At 74.2% G+C, this 18,265-nt stretch carries 16 protein-coding genes; 6 read left to right on the plus strand and 10 right to left on the minus strand.

All coding sequences use genetic code 11. The features are described 5' to 3' along the window. The 5 genes from ABZ193_RS35965 to ABZ193_RS35985 all read right to left on the minus strand — a co-directional run. Positions 1–988, minus strand: a 988-nt coding sequence (locus ABZ193_RS35965) for a serine/threonine-protein kinase (RefSeq protein ID WP_354713007.1), incomplete at its 3' end; no start/stop codon positions are given. A 259-nt stretch (positions 989–1,247) separates the two neighbouring features. After that, on the minus strand, positions 1,248–3,353 hold the full coding sequence (locus tag ABZ193_RS35970; protein WP_354713008.1) for a transglycosylase domain-containing protein: 2,106 nt from the start codon (positions 3,351–3,353) through the stop codon (positions 1,248–1,250). A gap of 78 nt (positions 3,354–3,431) precedes the next feature. Beyond that, positions 3,432–4,148, minus strand: a complete 717-nt coding sequence (locus ABZ193_RS35975) for a WbqC family protein (protein WP_084506165.1) — start codon at positions 4,146–4,148, stop codon at positions 3,432–3,434. 13 nt (positions 4,149–4,161) lie between these two features. Beyond that, positions 4,162–4,815: a YdcF family protein gene (locus ABZ193_RS35980; RefSeq protein ID WP_237335680.1), complete on the minus strand. Its 654-nt coding sequence runs from the start codon at positions 4,813–4,815 to the stop codon at positions 4,162–4,164. Positions 4,816–4,822: 7 nt separating this feature from the next. Further along, positions 4,823–5,914, minus strand: coding sequence for a hypothetical protein (locus tag ABZ193_RS35985; RefSeq protein WP_354713009.1), 1,092 nt, complete (start codon positions 5,912–5,914; stop codon positions 4,823–4,825). A gap of 304 nt (positions 5,915–6,218) precedes the next feature. On the opposite strand from ABZ193_RS35985, the gene ABZ193_RS35990 reads away from it, so the two are divergent. Further along, on the plus strand, positions 6,219–6,842 hold the full coding sequence (locus tag ABZ193_RS35990) for a TetR/AcrR family transcriptional regulator (RefSeq protein ID WP_020420682.1): 624 nt from the start codon (positions 6,219–6,221) through the stop codon (positions 6,840–6,842). Then, positions 6,839–7,717 (plus strand): homocysteine S-methyltransferase, encoded by an 879-nt coding sequence (gene mmuM / locus ABZ193_RS35995; RefSeq protein WP_237335681.1) that lies wholly within the window; start codon positions 6,839–6,841, stop codon positions 7,715–7,717. Before ABZ193_RS35990 ends, mmuM begins: the two co-directional genes overlap by 4 nt. Here the strand turns inward: mmuM and ABZ193_RS36000 are convergent. Genes ABZ193_RS36000 through ABZ193_RS36010 form a run of 3 tightly spaced genes read right to left on the minus strand, consistent with a single transcriptional unit; the run spans position 7,686 to position 11,329 of the window. Beyond that, complete coding sequence (locus ABZ193_RS36000) at positions 7,686–8,573, minus strand: UbiA family prenyltransferase (protein ID WP_237335682.1); 888 nt, start codon at positions 8,571–8,573, stop codon at positions 7,686–7,688. The two genes, mmuM and ABZ193_RS36000, sit on opposite strands and share 32 nt — an antisense overlap. Continuing rightward, complete coding sequence (locus ABZ193_RS36005) at positions 8,561–9,799, minus strand: cytochrome P450 (protein ID WP_354713010.1); 1,239 nt, start codon at positions 9,797–9,799, stop codon at positions 8,561–8,563. The genes ABZ193_RS36000 and ABZ193_RS36005 overlap by 13 nt, the downstream gene beginning before the upstream one ends. Beyond that, complete coding sequence (locus ABZ193_RS36010; RefSeq protein WP_354713011.1) at positions 9,800–11,329, minus strand: prenyltransferase/squalene oxidase repeat-containing protein; 1,530 nt, start codon at positions 11,327–11,329, stop codon at positions 9,800–9,802. A gap of 213 nt (positions 11,330–11,542) precedes the next feature. Between ABZ193_RS36010 and ABZ193_RS36015 the strand changes: the two genes are divergently transcribed. Then, positions 11,543–12,451, plus strand: a complete 909-nt coding sequence (locus tag ABZ193_RS36015; RefSeq protein WP_020420677.1) for a PAC2 family protein — start codon at positions 11,543–11,545, stop codon at positions 12,449–12,451. A gap of 76 nt (positions 12,452–12,527) precedes the next feature. On the opposite strand, the gene ABZ193_RS36020 is transcribed toward ABZ193_RS36015, so the two are convergent. After that, entirely contained in the window at positions 12,528–13,859 is a 1,332-nt protein-coding gene (locus tag ABZ193_RS36020) for a carboxylesterase family protein (protein ID WP_354713012.1), read from the minus strand. A 668-nt stretch (positions 13,860–14,527) separates the two neighbouring features. Between ABZ193_RS36020 and ABZ193_RS36025 the strand changes: the two genes are divergently transcribed. From ABZ193_RS36025 to ABZ193_RS36035, 3 genes are all read left to right on the plus strand, one after another. Further along, entirely contained in the window at positions 14,528–15,820 is a 1,293-nt protein-coding gene (locus ABZ193_RS36025; protein WP_354713013.1) for a phosphoribosyltransferase family protein, read from the plus strand. A 78-nt stretch (positions 15,821–15,898) separates the two neighbouring features. Next, entirely contained in the window at positions 15,899–16,912 is a 1,014-nt protein-coding gene (locus ABZ193_RS36030; protein ID WP_354713014.1) for an acyl-CoA dehydrogenase family protein, read from the plus strand. 147 nt (positions 16,913–17,059) lie between these two features. Beyond that, positions 17,060–17,236: a hypothetical protein gene (locus ABZ193_RS36035; RefSeq protein WP_020420673.1), complete on the plus strand. Its 177-nt coding sequence runs from the start codon at positions 17,060–17,062 to the stop codon at positions 17,234–17,236. Positions 17,237–17,278: 42 nt separating this feature from the next. Here ABZ193_RS36035 and ABZ193_RS36040 read toward each other — a convergent pair whose 3' ends face one another. Continuing rightward, complete coding sequence (locus ABZ193_RS36040) at positions 17,279–18,247, minus strand: TIGR03557 family F420-dependent LLM class oxidoreductase (RefSeq protein ID WP_354713016.1); 969 nt, start codon at positions 18,245–18,247, stop codon at positions 17,279–17,281. Positions 18,248–18,265: the final 18 nt, after the last annotated feature.

The raw sequence follows: 18,265 nt of genomic DNA on the forward strand, positions 1-18,265 counted from the left end.
CGCGGCTGGTCCGCACCCCGGTCACCCGGTCACCGTCCACAGTGAACCCGGTGACCTCGCAGTCCTGGATCAGGTCGATCCCGGCCTCGTCGGCCAGTGCGCCGCCGCCGTCGCCGGTCCACGCGGCCAGCGGCGGGGCCAGGCTGAGCCCGTCGTCCAGCAGCGCCGCGGATTCGGCGAACACCGCCGAGCGGGCGGGCCGCGGTCTGCCGTCGGCGAGGCAGCGCACCTCGCGCAGCACGCCGCGCACCTGGTTCAGCATCTCCGGCACGTCGGCGAAGCGCCGGTCGAAGTCCGCGGTCGCGCGGGCGACCAGGCGGCGGAAGGACTCCGCGCCCGGTTCGCCCGCGTCGCACTCGACGAGTTCGTCCAGCATGACGCCGACGGCGTGGATGTCGGCCCGCTCGGTCAGCCCGTGCTCGCGAATCTCGGTGTGGCCGACCAGGTACGGCGGGGTGCCCAGGACCGGGCTCTCCCGGTCGCCGGTGCGGCGGATCGCGCCGAAGTCGACCAGTTTGACCGACTCGCCGGCGCGGATCACGTTGTCCGGCTTCATGTCGCAGTACAGCAGGCCCTGCCGGTGCAGGTAGCCCAGCGCGCCCAGCACGTCGACGGCGCAGGCGAGCGCGTCGGCGATCGTCAGCCCGCCCGCGTCGCGCACGCTGCGCAGGGTCGGCCCGTCGACGTGGTCCATCACCAGGTAGCTGAGGCCGCGGTGGGTGACGACGTTGAAGATCCGCACGATGCTGGGGTGTTCGAGCGCGGTGAGGACGCGGCTCTCGTGCGCGGCGAGCTTGATCGCGGCCGTGTCGTGCGGGCGGGTCAGGCCCTTGAGCACCACCTGCTTGCCCTGCAGGTTGCGGTCGCGGGCGAGGTAGACGAAGCCGAACGCGCCGCGGGCGAAGCACCTGTCGACCTCGTACTGCCCGGCGACCAGCTCACCCGGCTCGAGCCCGCCGCCGGACGGCGCCTCCTCCGCGAAGCCCACTCACGCGAGGTTACGACACGGCCCCGGTGCGTGGCTAGGTTGTGTCCAGGCCTGACCGCCACGATGCGAAGGAGGTTGACCGGGGCCCGGCGGCTGGCGGCGGTCACCGGGCGCGCTCGACACGACGCTGGTCGTCGGCGGACGGGGCACGGGAACCGCCATGGCGGACGACGGGTTGCTGAGCCAGGACCCCGCGGGCTGACCAGTGATCACGCTCGGCGGGGAGGCGGGAGGCCGGACGATCGGCCTCCCGCGCCGGCTACGAGCGGGCCTGCAGGTATGCCGGATCGGCCGCCGGGATCGGGATGTCCGGGCGGCTGCCCAGGATCTGGTTCATGGCGCGGAAGTACGGCGGCGCCGCCACCGTGCCGCCGAACGCGCCGTGTCCGCACGAGCCCAGGTGCACGGGCGTGCCGGGGCAGATCTCGGCCGGGTGCGGGCCGTCGGCGAAGACCATGGACGACACGGCGTAGTCGTCGACCCCGCCGACGAACGCGACCGACTCGCTCTGCTGCGTCGTGCCCGTCTTGCCGAAGTCCGCGTGGTGCCAGCCGGCCGCCGAAGCCGCCGCCGCGGAGGTGCCCGACACGGTGTCCTGGCTCAGCCCGTTCAGCAGCGAGTCCGCCAGCCCCGGCGGCACCACCTGCTCGCACGCCTGCTGCCGCACCGGCACATCGTGCCCGTACCGGTCGGTGACCGACAGCACGGGGTCGGGCGGGCACCACGTGCCGCCGCTCATCAGCGTCGCCGACACGTTCGCCATCTCCAGCGGGCTCACCGGGCTGTTGCCGAGCGTGAACGACAGCTTGTCCTGGAAGTACTGCGACTGCGGCTGGCTGTACTGCGGGTTCGACGACGACGGGTCGGGCTTGGCGCCCGCGTCGTTCGTCGCCAGCGTGTTTCGCAGGCCCAGCCGCCGCGCCATGTCCAGCACGGCCGGCATGCCGACCTGCTGCTCCAGGTTGACGAAGGCGACGTTGGGCGAGGTGGCCAGCCCGTCCCGCAGCGAGATCGGGTCCGGGTAGCCCACCCCGTCGTTCTGCACGCAGTACGGCTGCGTGTACCGGTTCGCGCCGGGCTGGGTGAAGCACTGGCCGGCCTGGTTGGGCAGCGGGGTGTCCAGGCCCGCCTTCCCGCTCTCCAGCGCCGCGGCCGAGGTGAAGATCTTGAACGACGAGCCGGCGCCGAACACGTTGCTCGCCCCCGCCACGATGTTGGTCGACGTCTCGCCTCGCGCGGGGTCGGTGCCGTAGTTCCGGTTGGCGACCATCGCGAGCACCTCGTGGCCGGCCTGGCCGGGCCGGACGACCGCGAACGTGTTCGCCACGCCGTCCTGCCTGGTCGGCACGTTGGCGTCCACGGCGTCCTTCGCGATCCGGCTCACCACCGGGTCCAGCGTCGTGCGGATCGTGTACCCGCCCGTCTCCAGCTGGTCGGCGGTGAACCCGGCCTGGATGAGGTAGCTCTCCGCGTACTGGCAGAAGAACCCGGCGTCCGGCGCCGCGCCGAAGCAGGTGCTCGACGGGATGTCCGGGCCGTCCGGCAGGACGCCGAGCGGCGCGGCCTTCGCGGTGGCGCCGTCGGCCGGGGTGAGGGTCTTCGTGCTGACCATCGCGTCGATCACCAGGTTGCGCCGCTTCAGGGCCTGGTCCGGGTGGGTGTAGGGGTTGTAGAGGTTGGGGTTGTTCACCATCCCGGCGAGCAGCGCGGCCTGCGGCACGGTCAGCTTGTCCGGCGTGGTGCCGAAGTAGGCGTGCGCGGCGGCCCCCACCCCGTAGACGTTGCCGGTGAACTCCACCACGTCCAGGTAGCCGGTGAGGATGTCCTCCTTGGACACCGTCTGTCCGAGCTGGACGGCGATCTTGGCTTCGCGCAGCTTGCGGGCGATCGTGTCGGCCTGGTCGGCCAGCTGCGCCGCCCGGTCGTTCCGGTCGACGACGTTGATGAGGTAGTTCTTGACGTACTGCTGGGTGATCGTCGACCCGCCCTGCGTGCTGCCGCCGGAGGAGTCGTGCAGCGCGGCGCGCACCATGCCCTTCACGTCGACGCCGCCCTCGTCGTAGAAGCGGCGGTCCTCGATCGACACGATCGCTGCCTTCATCGCCGGTGCGATCCCGTCCGCGGTGACCGGGAGCCGGTACTGGTCGAACAACGTCGCGATCGGGGTGCCGTCGCGGTCGGTCACCGTGGTCACCAGCGGCTGCTCGCTGTTCGCGAGCGTCGCGGAGATCCCGTCCACCGCGTCGGCGACCTGGTTGGAGAGCACACCCGCGCCCAGGGCGACGGGCGCGACGACCCCGGCGACGAGAACACCCGCGACGGCGCAGAAGGCGAGGAACCGGGGGAGGGCACGAGACGGGCGCACGGGAGGCGAGGGTAACCGGGCCGCCGTGAAGGCCCGGTTGCCGGAATCGTCTTTACCTTGTGTAGAAGGGGTCTTGGGTCAGCGCGCGGGCACGCAGTCGGTCGCGAGCGCGTCCCGGACCCCGGCGGGGCCGCGCGCGGCGAACGCCCACAGCGCGCTCGCGGTGCGCATTCCGGGTGCGCGGCTCAGCGGGGGCGGCGGCGGGTAGCGCACCTGGAGCCCGCGGTCCAGGAACGGGCGCTCCGACAGGTACTTCGCGCCGCCCGGCCCGCACAGGTAGGTGCTCGCGCCGACCGCGGCGGTCAGGTCGGCCAGCCGTTCGGACCGCCCGTCGCGCGCGGGCAGCTCGCTGCTGCGCAGCACGTCGCCCCGCCAGCCGAGGCGGTGCAGCATGGCGCGCACCGACACCTCGGCCACGACCGCCAGGTGCTCGTTCAGCGCCAGCGCGGCGAGCACCTCCTCGACGATCTCGCCGGTCTCCGCCCAGTGCGCGCAGCGGCCGTAGTACTGCCGCACCAGGCGGGACATCGTGCGGTGCGTCGCGGCCGGGTCGGCGAGACGCAGCTCGCCGATCCGGCTGTCCCGGCCGCGTGGCCGGTGCACCGGCACGGTCAGCCAGCGCTGGGCCTCGGGGTCGGCGGCCGCGGCGAGGCGGGCGCGGTGCTGGTAGTCGCGGGCGTTGAACTGGACGTCGTCGAGCACGACCCACACGTCGGCGCGGGCCAGTTTGGCCAGTGTGGACAGTCGTGGGAAGAGATTCGGTTGATGGACCGCGCAGGAAAGCGTCTCGGGCACGGCCCGTATGGAATCACAGCATACGGCTGCGGAATCCGGCGGCCACCAGTCGCCGATACGCCGAATACACGATCGGAGGAATTTTCTGCGGAATCGCGAAACCCTTTCGGGGATACTCGATCAGGCGCTGGAAATCGCCCACGATCATGTCGATGAGCTCGGTGCCGTGCTGGGTCCGCAGCGCGTACTCGGTCAGCGACACCGGGGCCGACGCGCACACCGGTTCCACCTCCGGCCACACCTTCCGCGTCGTCGCGAACGCCCGCCGCTCCATGTACGGCATCGAGACCAGCATCAACGACGACACCTCGACCCCGGCGGCGGCGAGGACCTCCCGCGACAGCGCGATGTTCTCGCCGGTGTTGGTCGCGTTCGGCTCCACCAGGATCGCGTCGTCGGGCACCCCGAGTTCCAGGGCCCGCTCCCGGTAGTGCACGCCCTCGCCGCGCGGGAACGCGCGCACGGTCTCGCGGCTGTTGCCACCGGTGAACACCACGACCGGGAACAGGCCGCGGTGGTACAGTTCGGCCGCGTGCGCGGCGACGCCGAGGTCGTTGCAGCCCAGCGCCACGGCGGCCGAGCACGGCTTCGGGCGGTGGCGCAGCCGGTGGAACTCCCAGACCAGTTCGGCGTCGGCCCACACCCGGTCGAGCAGCACTTTCCGCATCGGCTTCTTACCGGGACTCGAAACCGCGGCGAATGCCGTCGATGCTGCGCAATTGGTGCATGAGCCCGTAGCGGGTGGAAATGCGCGCGGTCCGCTCCAGAATGGCGAGCCCGGAATCCGCGGTGGCGGTGTCGGAGAGCAGGATGTGCGCGTGCGCGGTGTCCAGCCGCACCTGCTGCAGCGGCGTGTCGTCGACGCGGTTGGACAGGGCCACGTCGATGGCGCGGCCGGCGGCGGTGAGATCGCCCGCGCCGCGGTGGGCCAGCGCGAGTTTCTGGTGCGCGATCGACCAGTCCGCGGGCTCCTCCAGCGCTTCGAACTCGCGGATCGCGGGCACGATGTGCTCGGTCGCCATCTCGTGCAGGCCGCCCTTGCTCAGCGCCGTGCCCACCCACAGCCGCGCGCGCGTGCGGTCGTGCGGGCTGAGCCGCTCGTCGTCGGTCAGGGTCCGGTACCGGGCCGCGGCCGACTCCAGCTGACCGGACATCTCGTCGATCACGACCAGCTGCAGTTCCAGCTGCGCCACCCGGCGCGGCGACTCCAGCTCGGTGAACACCCGCAGCGCCTGCCGGTAGACGTGCTCGGCCGACAGCGGCCCGCGCAGCGCGCCCTGGTCCTGCCGCACCTCGCCGAGCAGCCGCAGCGACCGGCCGTAGAGGTACATGCCCTGCCGGTCCGAGCTGTTCGGCTCGAAGCGGCCCAGCCACCGGTCCAGCAGCGTGCGCGCGAGCCGGAACTCCTGGCGCCCCAGGCACGCCACCGTGCGGTCCAGGTCGTCGGTCCAGGCCTCGTAGTCGTAGCGGGGGGCCGGTTCCGGCCGGCGATCGGTTTCGCGCGCCTCGGTCACCAGCACTTCGAACCGGGTGCGGGCGCCGTCGTCGGCCCTGGCCAGCGCGGTGTCCAGGATCGCCTGGGTGTCCGGCCGCGGCACCGTGGAGGTCCCGCCGCTCTCCCACTTGGCGACGGTGCGCGCCGCGACGCCGAGGTAGGCCGCGAACCCCCGCACGGACAGGCGGAGGGCGTGCCGCAGCAGCCGCGCCTCCCGCCCCGTCCACTGGTGGGCGGTCGCGGCTCCCGGAGAGTTCGTCCCGGCGGCCACACGATCAGGGTAACCACATCGTGGCCCGGCAAGTACACCGAAAGTGCAACGGTGGTTCGTTTCCGTCACGAGTTCGCTCGTTCAGTCTAGAGCGAGGCACTCGTCGCCGGGATGACTCCTTTGTCCCGGGCCGATCCCCGGCGCCGGGTGCCGCTCCAACCCTCCCCCTCGCCGGGGCGGGCGCGCTCCACGTGCCCGCGGGACGCGCGCCCGTCCCGGCCTCCGGAGGCGGATCCCGCGCAGCCGCAGGGGAAACCGCACGCGCGGAGGTGTCGTCCCCCGGCGGGCGCACTACGATGGGGTGATGACCGGCATCTCCACGCCTGCCCGGAACACGTTCCGCGAGCAGCAGTGGCGGGAAGCGCACGACCGTTACCTCGAGTGCGCCCGCGAGGTCTTCGCCCGTCTCGGCTACCACGCCGCCACGGTCGCCGACATCGTGGCGGCCGCCAACGGCAGCCGGGCCACCTTCTACGCGCACTTCCGCGACAAGGCCGACATCGCGGCGGCGTTGTTCGAGCGGATCCTGCCGGACACCGCCGCGCTGTACCGCATGCTCGCCCGGTTCCCGGAACTGACGCGCGACCGCGTGCGTGCCTGGCTGGACGAGCACGTGCTGGCGTTCTGGGCGCGCTACGCGGTGGAGATCGACGTCCTGACGCAGGCGGTCGCCGACGACCCGCGCGTCGCGGCGCGGCACTACCAGTGGGGTGTGGACGCCGCCCGCGAGCTGTCGCCGTACCTGGCACAGTGGACCGGCGAGCACGAGCAGGCCGGGCTGACCCGCGCGCTGTTGCTGGTGCTGCAACTGGAACAGGCCTGCTACCACTGGCTGATCCGCGGCGTCGGGCACGACCGCGAGCTGGCGCTGGACGTGCTCGCCGACGTGTGGTGGCGCGAGCTGACCTTCCTGCGCGCGGGCCCGTGACCGTCGTGCTCGACGGTGGCCTGGCCACCGAACTGGAGGCGCGCGGGCACGACCTGTCGGGCGAGCTGTGGTCCGCGCGGCTGCTCGCCGACGACCCGGCCGCGATCGTCGCCGCGCACCGGGCGTTCTTCCGCGCCGGGGCGACGGTCGCGACCACCGCGAGCTACCAGGCGAGCCTGGCCGGGTTCGCCGAACTGGGCCTGGACCGGGACGAGGCCGTGCGGCTGCTGCAGCTGAGCGTCGAGCTCGCCCGTGAGGCGCGGGTGACCGGCGACGAACTGGTCGCCGCCTCGATCGGGCCGTACGGCGCCACGCTCGCCGACGGGTCGGAGTACCGCGGCCACTACGGACTGAGCGTCGCGGAACTGGCCACGTTCCACCGGCCCCGCGCGGAGATCCTCGCCGCGGCCGGGCCGGACCTGCTCGCCTGCGAGACCGTGCCCGATGTGGACGAAGCCGAGGCGATGCTGCTCGCCATCGAAGGACTGGACGTCCCGGCGTGGCTGTCGTACACGGTGGAGGGCGAGAGCACGCGCGCCGGCCAGCCCCTGACCGAGGCCTTCGCCGTGGCGCGCGGCAACGACCAGATCGTGGCGGTGGGCGTGAACTGCTGCGACCCCCGCGACGTCGCGGCGGCGGCGGAGATCGCGCGCGAGGCGAGCGGGAAAGCGGTGATCGCCTACCCCAACAGCGGCGAGACCTGGGACGCGCGGGCACGCGGCTGGACCGGCGATCCGCGGTTCTCGCCCGACCTGGTCCGGGACTGGCTCGCCGCCGGCGTCGCGTACGTGGGCGGCTGCTGCCGGGTGAGCCCGGACGACATCGCCGCGCTCGCCGCGGCCGTCAGGCCAGGAACGGGATCGCCACGAGGGTGAGGTCGCCGGCCAGCACGACCGGGGTGGCGACTTTCCGCATGCGCGACAACGAACCGCCCGGGCCGGTCAACGCGATCATCCCGCTGAGGAAAGCGCCTTCCGCGAGCACCCCGGCGACGGCCCAGCCTGGTCCGTACCGCCACCACAACCCCACACCGAGCAGCGTGAGCCCGGCCACGACGACGCCGCACGAGACGGCCAGCGTCCGTCGTGGACCGTACCGCGCGCCCGGGGTGCGGACGCCCGTCCGCGCATCGGCGGCGTGGTCCGGCGCGGAGAACCAGGCCGTGCGGCCGAACGCGAGCACGCACAGCCCCGCCAGCACCGGCACCATCGACCGCTCCAGCGCCGGCCGAACCGCGAAGTACGACGCCAGCCCGGGCACCGCGAGGAAGCCGGCCCCGAACACGGCCGGGCCGGCGAACCCGCGCCGCTTCAGCCGCACCGGCTCCAGGTTGTACAGCAGGTGCGCGCACAACGCCGACGCCACCACCAGCAGCGCCGCCCAGCGGCCCAGCCACACCGCCACCGCCGCGGCCAGCGCGAGCCCCGCGGTCGCCTCGGCCGCCGCCCAGCCGAAGATCCGCCTGCTGCCCAGGCGCCGCGCCGCGCCCGCCAGATCCGCCTTGTCCCGGTCCTGCTCGTCGGTGCGCAGATCGGCCGCGGTGTTCAGCGCCAGCGCGGCCAGCAGCACCAGCAGCGTCGCCGCCACGGTGACCAGCACCGGGCCGCTGAGCAGGTGCCGCGGATCGGCGAACGCCGCGCCCCAGCACGCGTAGGCCAGATAGCTCAACGGCAGCGGGAAGCGCAGGCGGTGCACGACGACCACGTCGCGCCACCCGGTCAGTCCCGGCACGCCACCACTTCCAGGCGCAGCCGGGCCGACGGCGCCATCGCGTGCCCGCGCAGCTTCGCCACCCCGGCCCGCGGGTTGACGCACCGCAGGACCCGGCGGCGCAGCACGGCCGCGGTGATCATGCGGATCTCCAGCTGCCCCAGCTGGCTGCCGAGGCAGAACCGGGTGCCGCCGCCGAAGGGCAGGTACCCCTCGGGCACGCCGCGGCGGCCCAGGAACCGGCCGGGGTCGAAGGCGTGCGGGGACGGGAAGTACTCGGACCGGTGGTGCGCCAGGTAGATCGCGGGGGTGAGCACCGTCCCGGCGGGCAGCGTGCGGCCGTGCAGGTCCACCGCTTCCGGCAGGGCCCGGTTGCCCGCGACCTCGACCGGCGGGTGCAGCCGCAGCGCCTCGGCGATCACCGCCTGCAGCACGGGGACCTCCGCCGGATCGGAGCCGTCGCCGGTGGTGGCCTCCAGTTCGGACAGCACGGCGTCCCGCAGGTCGGGTCGCGTGGTCAGCCAGTACAGGGTCCACGCGGTGGCCGACGCGGTGGTCTCGTGGCCGGCGAACAGCAGCGACACCACCTGGTCGCGCAGCTCGTCGTCCGGCACCGGGCCGAGCGGACCGTTCCCGGTCAGCAGGGGCGAAACCAGGCTCCGCGGCTCCCGGCCCGACTTCGCGGCGGCGACCAGCCGCGCGTCCAGCTCCGCGCCCGATACGGGCAGCCCACCGCGCAGGAGCCGGTAGGCGAGCGTGCGGTGGCGCGACCCCAGCGCGCGGTCCAGCCACACCGTGACGTCCCGCAGCAGCACCGGATCCGCGTCGCCGAGGACGATCCGCGCGACGATGTCCAGGGCCAGCCGCCGCGTCCACGCGGCCAGTCCGAACACCGCGCCCGTGCCCAGCGAGTCGATCGCCGACGCGGTGGCCTGGGTGATGAGGCTGTGGTAGGCCTCCAACCGCCGCCCGCGCAGTGGGGGGCCGAGCAGCTTCCGGTATGCCGCGTGGCGTGCGCCGTCGGCCCACAGCAGCGACTTCGGCCCGAGCAGCGGGCCGAGCGAGCGGCTGCCCGGGTGGCGCAGGCGCGAGTCCTGCCGGAACAGCGAAGCGAGCGTTTCGTGGTGCCACACCAGGATCTTCGGCGCCGGCCCGCCCCGCACGTCCAGCATCGCCGCCGGGTCGTCCGCGTGCGCGTCGAGGAAGGGCAGCGGGGCGACGGCGAGCGCCAGTTCGACGCGGTTCATTCAGCCCGTCCGCTCGGCGGGCGCCGGCTCCAGCCGCGTCAGCAGAGCCGCGACCCGCGGCCGGGCGGCGGCCAGGTGTAGCGCGGCGATGCCCTCCGCGCGCACGATCCGGCCCGGCGTGTACAGGTCCTTGTCGTGCCACAGCGGGGGGTGCGCGGCGTCCGCCCAGGACAGCAGGAACGCGCACCCGCGCGCGGCGGCTTCGTCCGCCCACGGTTCCCCGGCACGCACCAGTACCTGGACGGCGTAGGCGGTTTCCTCGAACGTGCCCTGCCAGCGGCCCCATGAGCCGTCCGGGTTCTGCGTCCGCGCGATCCACCGCAGCGCCCGCGCGCGGGCGGCGGCCCCGTGCCCGCTGCCGGCCAGCGCCAGGAAGCACCGCGCCGTCGCGTAGTACGGGGAGGCGTGCCACTTGTCGGTCCAGCTGCCGTCCGGGTGCTGCTGGGCCGCGATCCACGCGGCGACCCGTCCGGCCACTTCGGACTGTCCGTGCGCACAGAGCGCCTGCAGCACGTGGGCGTTGGTGGTGACCGACGGGGTGCGCTCCTCCGGGTACGTGCAGAAGTGACCGTCCACGTGGTACTCCCGCAGGCAGTCCAGTGGGTGCGGGCGGCCCTGCGTGGCCAGCGCGTAGAGCACGGTGGCGGTGTCGTCGGCGTCCGGCGGCAGCCCGGCGCCGCCGGGCGCGCCGTGCGGGCCGATCTGCGCGGCCAGCTCGTCCAGCACCTCGCCCGGGACGTCGACGGCCAGGCCGGCGTCGGCGAACGTGGAGACCACCCAGGACCGTTCGAACACCGTGAGCGGCGCGGCCACCGGCACCGCTCCGCCGTGGCGCGCCTGGACGTTCTCCAGGTACCGCACGCCGGGGTGGTCGCGTGCGCCGTCGGTGCCGAACCACGCGGCGGTGGCGGCGGGGGAGCAGCCGAGCCCGTCGTCGCCGGGACGGGCGAAGGCGACGCCGCACGCGGCCGGGCCCAGTGCCTCCAGCGAGTGCAGGACCTTGTCCGGCAGCGCCTGGCCGTCCTCGACCAGGCGGCGCATCCCGTGCAGCAGCGCCGGGTGGGTGCCTTCGGGGTGCGGCAGGCGGCTGCGGGCCGGCACGATCTCCTCGGCCTCGAGCGCGTCCAGGTGCGCGTTGAGCGCCGACACCAGCGACGGCACCAGGATCTCCACCGCGACCGTGTCCGGCAGTCCCACCCGCAGATCCCGGCCCCACCGCGTGGTCAGCGCCTGCAGCCCGTGTTCCGCGGCGGCCGCGATGGACGGCGCGCCGGTGCGGCGGAACTCCGTCAGCAGCGCCTCCGTGGCGCTGAGCGTGGGGAGCAGGCCGTAGCCGTCCGGCCCGCCCCAGCCGCCGTCGGCCGCCTGCTGGTCCAGCAGGAACGCGATGCGGTCGGCGTGCCCGGCCAGATCGGGCAGGAGCGCCACGACACGGGCGGTTTCGTACACCGACGGGGAGAAATCCCCGAAGCGGTCGGTGACCATGGCGCGCAGCAGGTGGTGCGCGTGCTCGGCCAGGTCGGCGGTCATGGGCGGTCCTCGTGGTCCAGCGGCGACGTTGATCACGCTCGGTGTACCGGCCGTGACGGAGAGATCCAACCTAGCATCCCTGAACATTGTTCTTAACCGGTTTCGCCCGAGTGGCGCAGTAACCCGGTGGAAGTAAGCCCTTCGACGGGATGGATCGCAGCCCTCGCTACGTTGAGTGTCGAGGAGAGAGGTGCCCGGAACAGGCTGGAGGCTGTGGTGTTCGATCCGACGGATCTCTACGAGGTGGACTCGGAGCTCCCGGAGTTGAGCGGGGCGGTGCTGTTGCACCAGCTCGACGGCTTCATGGACGCCGGCCACGCCGGCGCGCTGGTGAGCGAGCACCTCAAGGCGAACTGGGACAACCGGGTGGTGGCCCGGTTCGATGTGGACCGGCTGATCGACTACCGGGCGCGGCGGCCGGTGATGACGTTCGACACCGACCACTGGGAGAGCTACGACACACCCGAGCTGGCGGTGCGGCTGTTCCACGACGAGGTCGGCACGCCGTTCCTGTTGCTGAGCGGGCCGGAGCCGGACGGGCTGTGGGAGCGCTACGCGGCCGCGGTGCGGACGCTCGTGGAGCGCTGGGACGTGCGGATGACCGTGTCGTTCCACGGGATCCCGATGGGCGCGCCGCACACGCGCCCGCTCGGGGTGACCGCGCACGCGACGCGGCGCGAGCTGATCGGCGACTACGACCCGGTGCTCAACCGGCTGGAGGTGCCGGGCAGCGCGCTGAACCTGACGGAGTTCCGGCTCGGCGAGGCCGGGCACGACGCCGTCGGGTTCGCCGCGCACGTGCCGCACTACCTCGCGCAGTCCCGCTACCCGGCGGCGGCGCTGACCGTGCTGGGCTCGATCACGCGGCTGGCGGGGTTGTCCCTGCCGGACGAGGCGCTGCGCGCGGCTTCCCGCCGCACCGACGCGGAGATCGCCCGGCAGGTGGCCGAATCCGACGAGGTGGCCGACGTGGTGCACGCGCTGGAGCGGCAGTACGACCTGTTCGTCGAGGCGATGGACGAGAAGAAGACGCTGCTGGCCGACGAGACCGCGATGCCGACCGCGGAGGAGCTGGGCGCGGAGTTCGAACGCTTCCTGGCGGAGCAGGACCGGCGGGACTGACCCCGGCTGCGCGGGTGGCCGGCGGCGCGCCGGCCATTCACCCGCGCAGCCTGTGGTGGATTTCCGCCGGGTGTCCTCAGGGGAGCCGGTGCGGCGCCCGCTTCGGCGTGTGCCGTGGCCATCCCGGGGACGGCGTGCCGGTCTTGGCGAACGACAGCCACGCCGCGCGCAGTTCGCGGCCCAGCTCGGTCAGCGCGCTCCACTCGGCGCCGGCCAGCATGGGCGCGTTCCGCCACGCCGGCTCGTCGCCCAGCAGGAACGGCAGGTCCACACAGTGCCCGGCGCCGTAGGGCGAGGACGGCGCGCCCCAGTCGAACACGTAGCTGTACACCCGCCCGCCGCGCGCGGCGAGCTGGTCGGCGAACGCCCGCGACGGCGCCGCGAACATCCACCGCGTCACACCGGCCTTCAGCGCGGCCACCCCGCGCGCGCTGACCGGGAACCGTTCCAGCTGCGCGATTCCCGGTTTGCCGGTGAGGAACGAGTTCATCTCCGCCGCCGTGGTGCCGATCAGCACGTCGACCTCCGGGGCGAACCGCGCCCGCTGCGACATCCAGTGCGCGACGCTCGGCAGCGGCGGCGCGTCGGCGACCGGGCAGAACGGCGGCACCGAGTACAGCCCGCCCGGGCCGGCGGCCTTCACGATCGTCTCGTTCTGCGCGCGCAGGACCTCCGTCACCGGGGCGGTCCGCGGATCGGCGCCCAGCGCGGCGGTGAACAACCGCGCGGTGCGCGCCGCGGTGCGGGCGCCGGCCAGGCGCAGGCCCAGCGGCGCGCTCTGCAGGATCGCCCGCCGGAACAGGCCGCGCGACTCCGGCAGCGCCATCAGGCACGCAATCGAGTGCGCGCCCGCGGACTGCCCGAACACGGTGACGTCGTCCGGGTCCCCGCCGAAGGCCGCCGCGTTCTCCCGCACCCACCGCAGCGCGGCGAGCTGGTCCAGCAGGCCGAGGTTGCCCGGCGAGACCCCGGGCAGGCGCAGGTAGCCGAGCGCGCCGAGCCGGTAGTTGGGCGCCACGAACACGACGTCGCCCTCGGTGGCGAGCCGGTGTCCGCCGTAGAACCCGAACGAGTTCGCGCCGGTCACGTAGGCGCCGCCGTGCAGCCACACCATGACGGGCCGCTTGCGGTCGTCGGCGGCGGGCGTGAGAACCGTCAGGTTGAGGCAGTCCTCGTCCTGGTCCGGCACGTCCGCCGGGACGCCCATGACGCCGTCCGGCCGCACCGGCGGCTGCGGGCTGACCGGGCCGTGGCGGGTGGCGTCGCGGATGCCGGTCCACGGCTCGACGGGCGCCGGCGGGGCGAACCGGGCCGCGCGCGCGAACGGGACGCCGCGGAACTCGGCAAGGCCGTCGGCCGTGACGAATCCGCGAAGCTTGCCGCCACCGGCGGCCACCACGGTGTCCACACCACAACTGTAACCGCGGGCCGCAGTGGATGATCGCGGAGCGGATTTCGCCGCGAGCGCGTTAAGAGGGTTGTTCAGCCCGGCCGAGGACGGTCGCCTCGGACACTCGTCCGGGCGGCGCAGGCGACCAGGTTGGCCTGGTTGCCGCTGCTGCCGCTCGGCCGCGCACCGCCGTTGCGCCCGCTCGGCTGCCGGTGCGAGAGCTCCGGCGGGCGGTGGCGGCGCGGGCCACTGGGCGGCGGATGGTCGTCTCTGGGCTGGCCGCTCGCTGGTGTCGCCCGTCTCGGGGGACCGGTGCGGCTTGGGTGCCGCTGCTGCCCCTCGCCTGTGCCGCCGTTGCGCGCGGTCGCGCGCCGCGTGGCTACGGTGCGCGGCCCTGGCGCCAGTCCACTGGGCCGGGAATGGTCGCTTCCGGAGGGGCCACCCGACGATGGCACCCATCCGGGGCATCCGGCGGCGAGGTAGGGCAGTGCAGCTCGGCTGCCACCACGCACCGCCGTTCCGCCCGGCCGCCGGTGCGAGAACCCCGGCGCGAGCCCACCCACTGACCACGGAACGTGCCCGGCCGCTCCGGGGCCGCCGTTCGGCCCAGTGAGGTCCTACGACTCTCGCCGCGGGGCGGGGCCGCCGCTACGGTCGCCGGAGAACTTCGCGGAGGAGGTGCTCCGATGCCGTTCACCGACCGGAGGGACGCCGGCCGTCGCCTCGGGGCGCGGCTGGTCCGGTGGCGAGGCAGCGACGCGGTGGTGCTGGGGCTGCCGCGCGGGGGCGTGCCGGTCGCGGCTGAGGTGGCGCGGGCGCTCGGCGCGCCGCTCGACGTGCTCCTGGTGCGCAAGCTCGGCCTGCCGTTCCAGCCGGAACTCGCGCTGGGCGCGATCGGCGAGGGCGGGCTGCGCCTGGTGAACCCCGTGCTGGTGCGGCGGTTCGGGATCAGCGAGGCGGAACTGGCGGCGGTGGAGGCCGCGGAACGGTCCGAACTGGACCGTCGCGCCGCGCGCTTCCGGTCCGGGCGGACGCGGACGCCGCTGGCTGGCCGGACCGCGATCGTCGTCGACGACGGGGTGGCCACCGGCTCGAGCGCGCGCGTCGCGGTGGCGGCCGCGCGGGCGGCGGGCGCGGCGTGGGTCGTGGTCGCGGTGCCGGTCGGCGCTCGCCAGGCGGTGGAGGCCCTGCGCGAGGACGCCGACGACGTGGTGTGCCTGGAGTGCCCGGCGGCGTTCACCGCGGTGGGGCAGTGGTACGAGGACTTCACGCAGACCCCGGACGAGGAGGTCGCGCGGCTGCTGGCAGGCGAAACCGGGGACCCGGATCCGGTGACGGGCGACGAGGAGGTCACCGTCTTCGCCGGGGCGGTGCCGCTCGGTGGGCGGCTGACGGTGCCGGAGCGCGCGGCGGGGATCGTCGTGTTCGCGCACGGCAGCGGCAGCGGCCGGTACAGTCCGCGGGCGCGCTCGGCCGCGGAGCCCCTGCACCGCGCCGGCATCGCCACGCTGCTGGTCGACCTGCTGACCCCGAGCGAGGAGGCCGACCGGGCACGCGTGTTCGCCGTCGAGCTGCTGGCCAGCCGGCTGGTCGAGGTGACGCGGTGGGTGCGCGCGCGGACCGGGCTGCCGGTCGGCTACTTCGGCACGGGCACCGGGGCCGCGGCGGCGCTGCTGGCGGCCACCGACTACCGGGTCGAGGTGGCGGCGGTCGTGGCGCGCGGCGGGCGGCCCGACCTCGCCGCGAAGCGCCTCGGCTGGGTCCGGACCCCGACCATGCTCATCGCGGGCGCCTTCGACACCGGTGTGCTGGAGCTGAACCGGAAGGCGCGCGCCCAGCTCCGCGGCGAGGCGCACCTCGCGGTCGTGCCCGGGGCCACGCACCTGTTCGAGGAGCCCGGCGCACTGGACGAAGCCGCGTGCCTGGCCAGGGACTGGTTCCGGAGGCACCTGACGCCGGTGACCGTCGACGGCGGCTGACCGCCCGCGCGGCGTTTCCGGCCGGGCCTGCGGGGTAGTAACGCGCTGTTCCCGATTCCGCACGCTAGGTGGTGGCCGGTGGCGCTCGACCACACCGTCCTGCTCGGCTCGGTCCTCGAGTCCACGATCGCCCCGCAGGCCGACCAGGTGGACCGCGCCGGGCGGTTCCCGCGCTCCGGGGTGACCGCGCTCGGCGAGATCGGGCTGCTGGGACTGGCCAGCGCGACCGCGGTCGGCGGCGGGGGAGCGGGTCTCGCGGAGACCGCGCGCGTGATCGAGCGGCTGGCCGGCGTGTGCGGCTCGACCGCGATGGTCCTGCTGACGCACTACGCGGCCACGGCCGTGGTGGAGGCGCACGGCCCGCCGTCGCTGCGTGGCGCCATCGCCCGCGGCGAGCACCTGGCGACGCTCGCGCTCGGCGAGCCGGGCGACCGGTGCGCCGTGACGAGGACCGGCGGCGCCGTCGTGCTGGACGGCACCAAGACGTGGGTCACGGCGGCGGGCGAGGCGGACAGCTACGTGTGGTGCTACGGCTCGGCCGCCGCGCTGGTCGCTGCCGACACGCCGGGTCTGCGAGCCGGCGCCCCGTTCGACGGTCTCGGCCTGCGGGGCTGCGCGGCCACGTCGATGACCGCGGACCGCGTCGAGGTCCCCGCCGACGCCGTGGTGACCGAGGGCCTGGACCACGCGCTCCCGGTCTTCCTCGTGCTCGGCGCCGCGTTCTCGCTCGGCCTGACCGAGGCGATGCTCGCCGACACGGCCGGGCGCGTGCCGGCGAGCCGGGAGTTCGCCGCGCTGCGCGCCAGGGCCGACCTGCTGCGCGTGTTCTGCGACGACACCGTCGCGGCGGTCGCCGGAGGCCGGGCGGACGCCCGGGTGCGCGCCGCGCAGGCGAGGCTCGCCGGGGCGGAGACCGCGACCGAGGTCGGCGACCGGCTGCTCCGGCTGTGCGGCTTCGCGGCCGTGCGCAAGGAGCTGGCCGTCGAGCGGCACTACCGGGACGCCCTCACCGCCAGGGTGATGACCCCCACGGGTGAGACTCTCCAGGAGTTCGGCGGGCAGGATGCCGTTGGCCAGCCACTATTCCGCTGAACCGACCGTCCACAATAGACGATCGAATTTTCCGGCCCGTTCCCCGGCGTGTCGGCTTGCGTGCACTCGAACAGGTGTTCTAGTGTTCGACGCGGCCGGTCGGGGAGTGACGGGCCGCACCAGGACGACAGGGGCAGGGGAGTAGTGATGGCCTACAAGATCACGCACGTGTCACGCGCACAGGAGATCCGGTTCCCGACCCAGGCGGCGGCGGAGCACTACGCCGACCGGCTCGGCGGCGGGCTGGACAAGTGGCAGGTCCGCGAGGCCGGCGCCGAGGAGCCGGGCGCGGTGAGCATCGCGGAGCCCGCGAACCGGAACTGAGGCACATCCGGTGGGGGCCCGGCAGCCCCCACCGGACGCCGGTCAGCCCGGCGTCAGCGACCGGATCCGCTTGCCCAGCTCACGCTGGAAGAACTCCAGGAACCCGTCCGGGTCGGGCCCCGCGTTCTGCATCACCAGGTGGTCGAACCCGGCGTCGACGAACGGCTGCGCCACCTCCACGTACCGGTCGACGTCGTTGCCGCACGCGAACTTGTCCAGCACGTCCTCCTCGCGCACGGTCGCCGAGGCGGCCGCGAAGTTCACCGGGTTCGGCAGCTCGCTCATCACCTTCCACCCGGTCAGCGCCCACCGCGACGTCTCCAGCGCGGCTTGCGCGGCCGTGTGCGGGTCCTCCGCCCACGCCATCGGCACCTCCGCGTACCGCGGGCCGTCGCCGCCCGCCGCGGTGTAGTGCGAGACGACGTGCGCCTTCGGCTCGGTCGCGAACAGCCCGTCACCCAGCTCGCCCGCCAGTTCGGCCGACTCCTTGCCGCTCGCGGCGACCGCGATCGGCGGCAGCTCGTCGGGCAGGTCGAACACCCGCGCGTCGGCCAGGGTGAGGTGCTTGCCCTCGTAGGACTGGTAGCCGCCCCGCCACAGGAGCCGGATGATCTCCAGCGCCTCCCGCAGCCGCTCGTGGCGCCCGGGCACCGTCTCCGGGAAACCCGGCCCCACCACGTGCTCGTTGAGCCGCTCGCCCGCGCCGACACCGAGCGTGAACCGGCCGTCGGACACCAGCGCGAGGGTCGCCGCGGCCTGCGCGATGATCGCCGGGTGGTAGCGCACCGTCGGGCAGGTCACCCCGGTCGCCAGCCCGATCCGCTCGGTCTTCGCCGCGATCGTGCCCAGGACGGTCCACGCGAACGGCGAGTGCCCCTGGTTGTCCAGCCACGGGTGGAAGTGGTCGCTGATCTCCACGAAGTCGAAGCCCGCCTGCTCCGCGGCCACCGCCTGCCGGACCAGCTCCTTCGGCCCGAACGCCTCGGCGGCCAGCTTGTACCCGATCCGCACGTCGATCTCCCTCCGTCC

Source organism: Amycolatopsis sp. NPDC006125 (assembly GCF_040614195.1).
Classification (GTDB): domain Bacteria; phylum Actinomycetota; class Actinomycetes; order Mycobacteriales; family Pseudonocardiaceae; genus Amycolatopsis_E; species Amycolatopsis_E tucumanensis.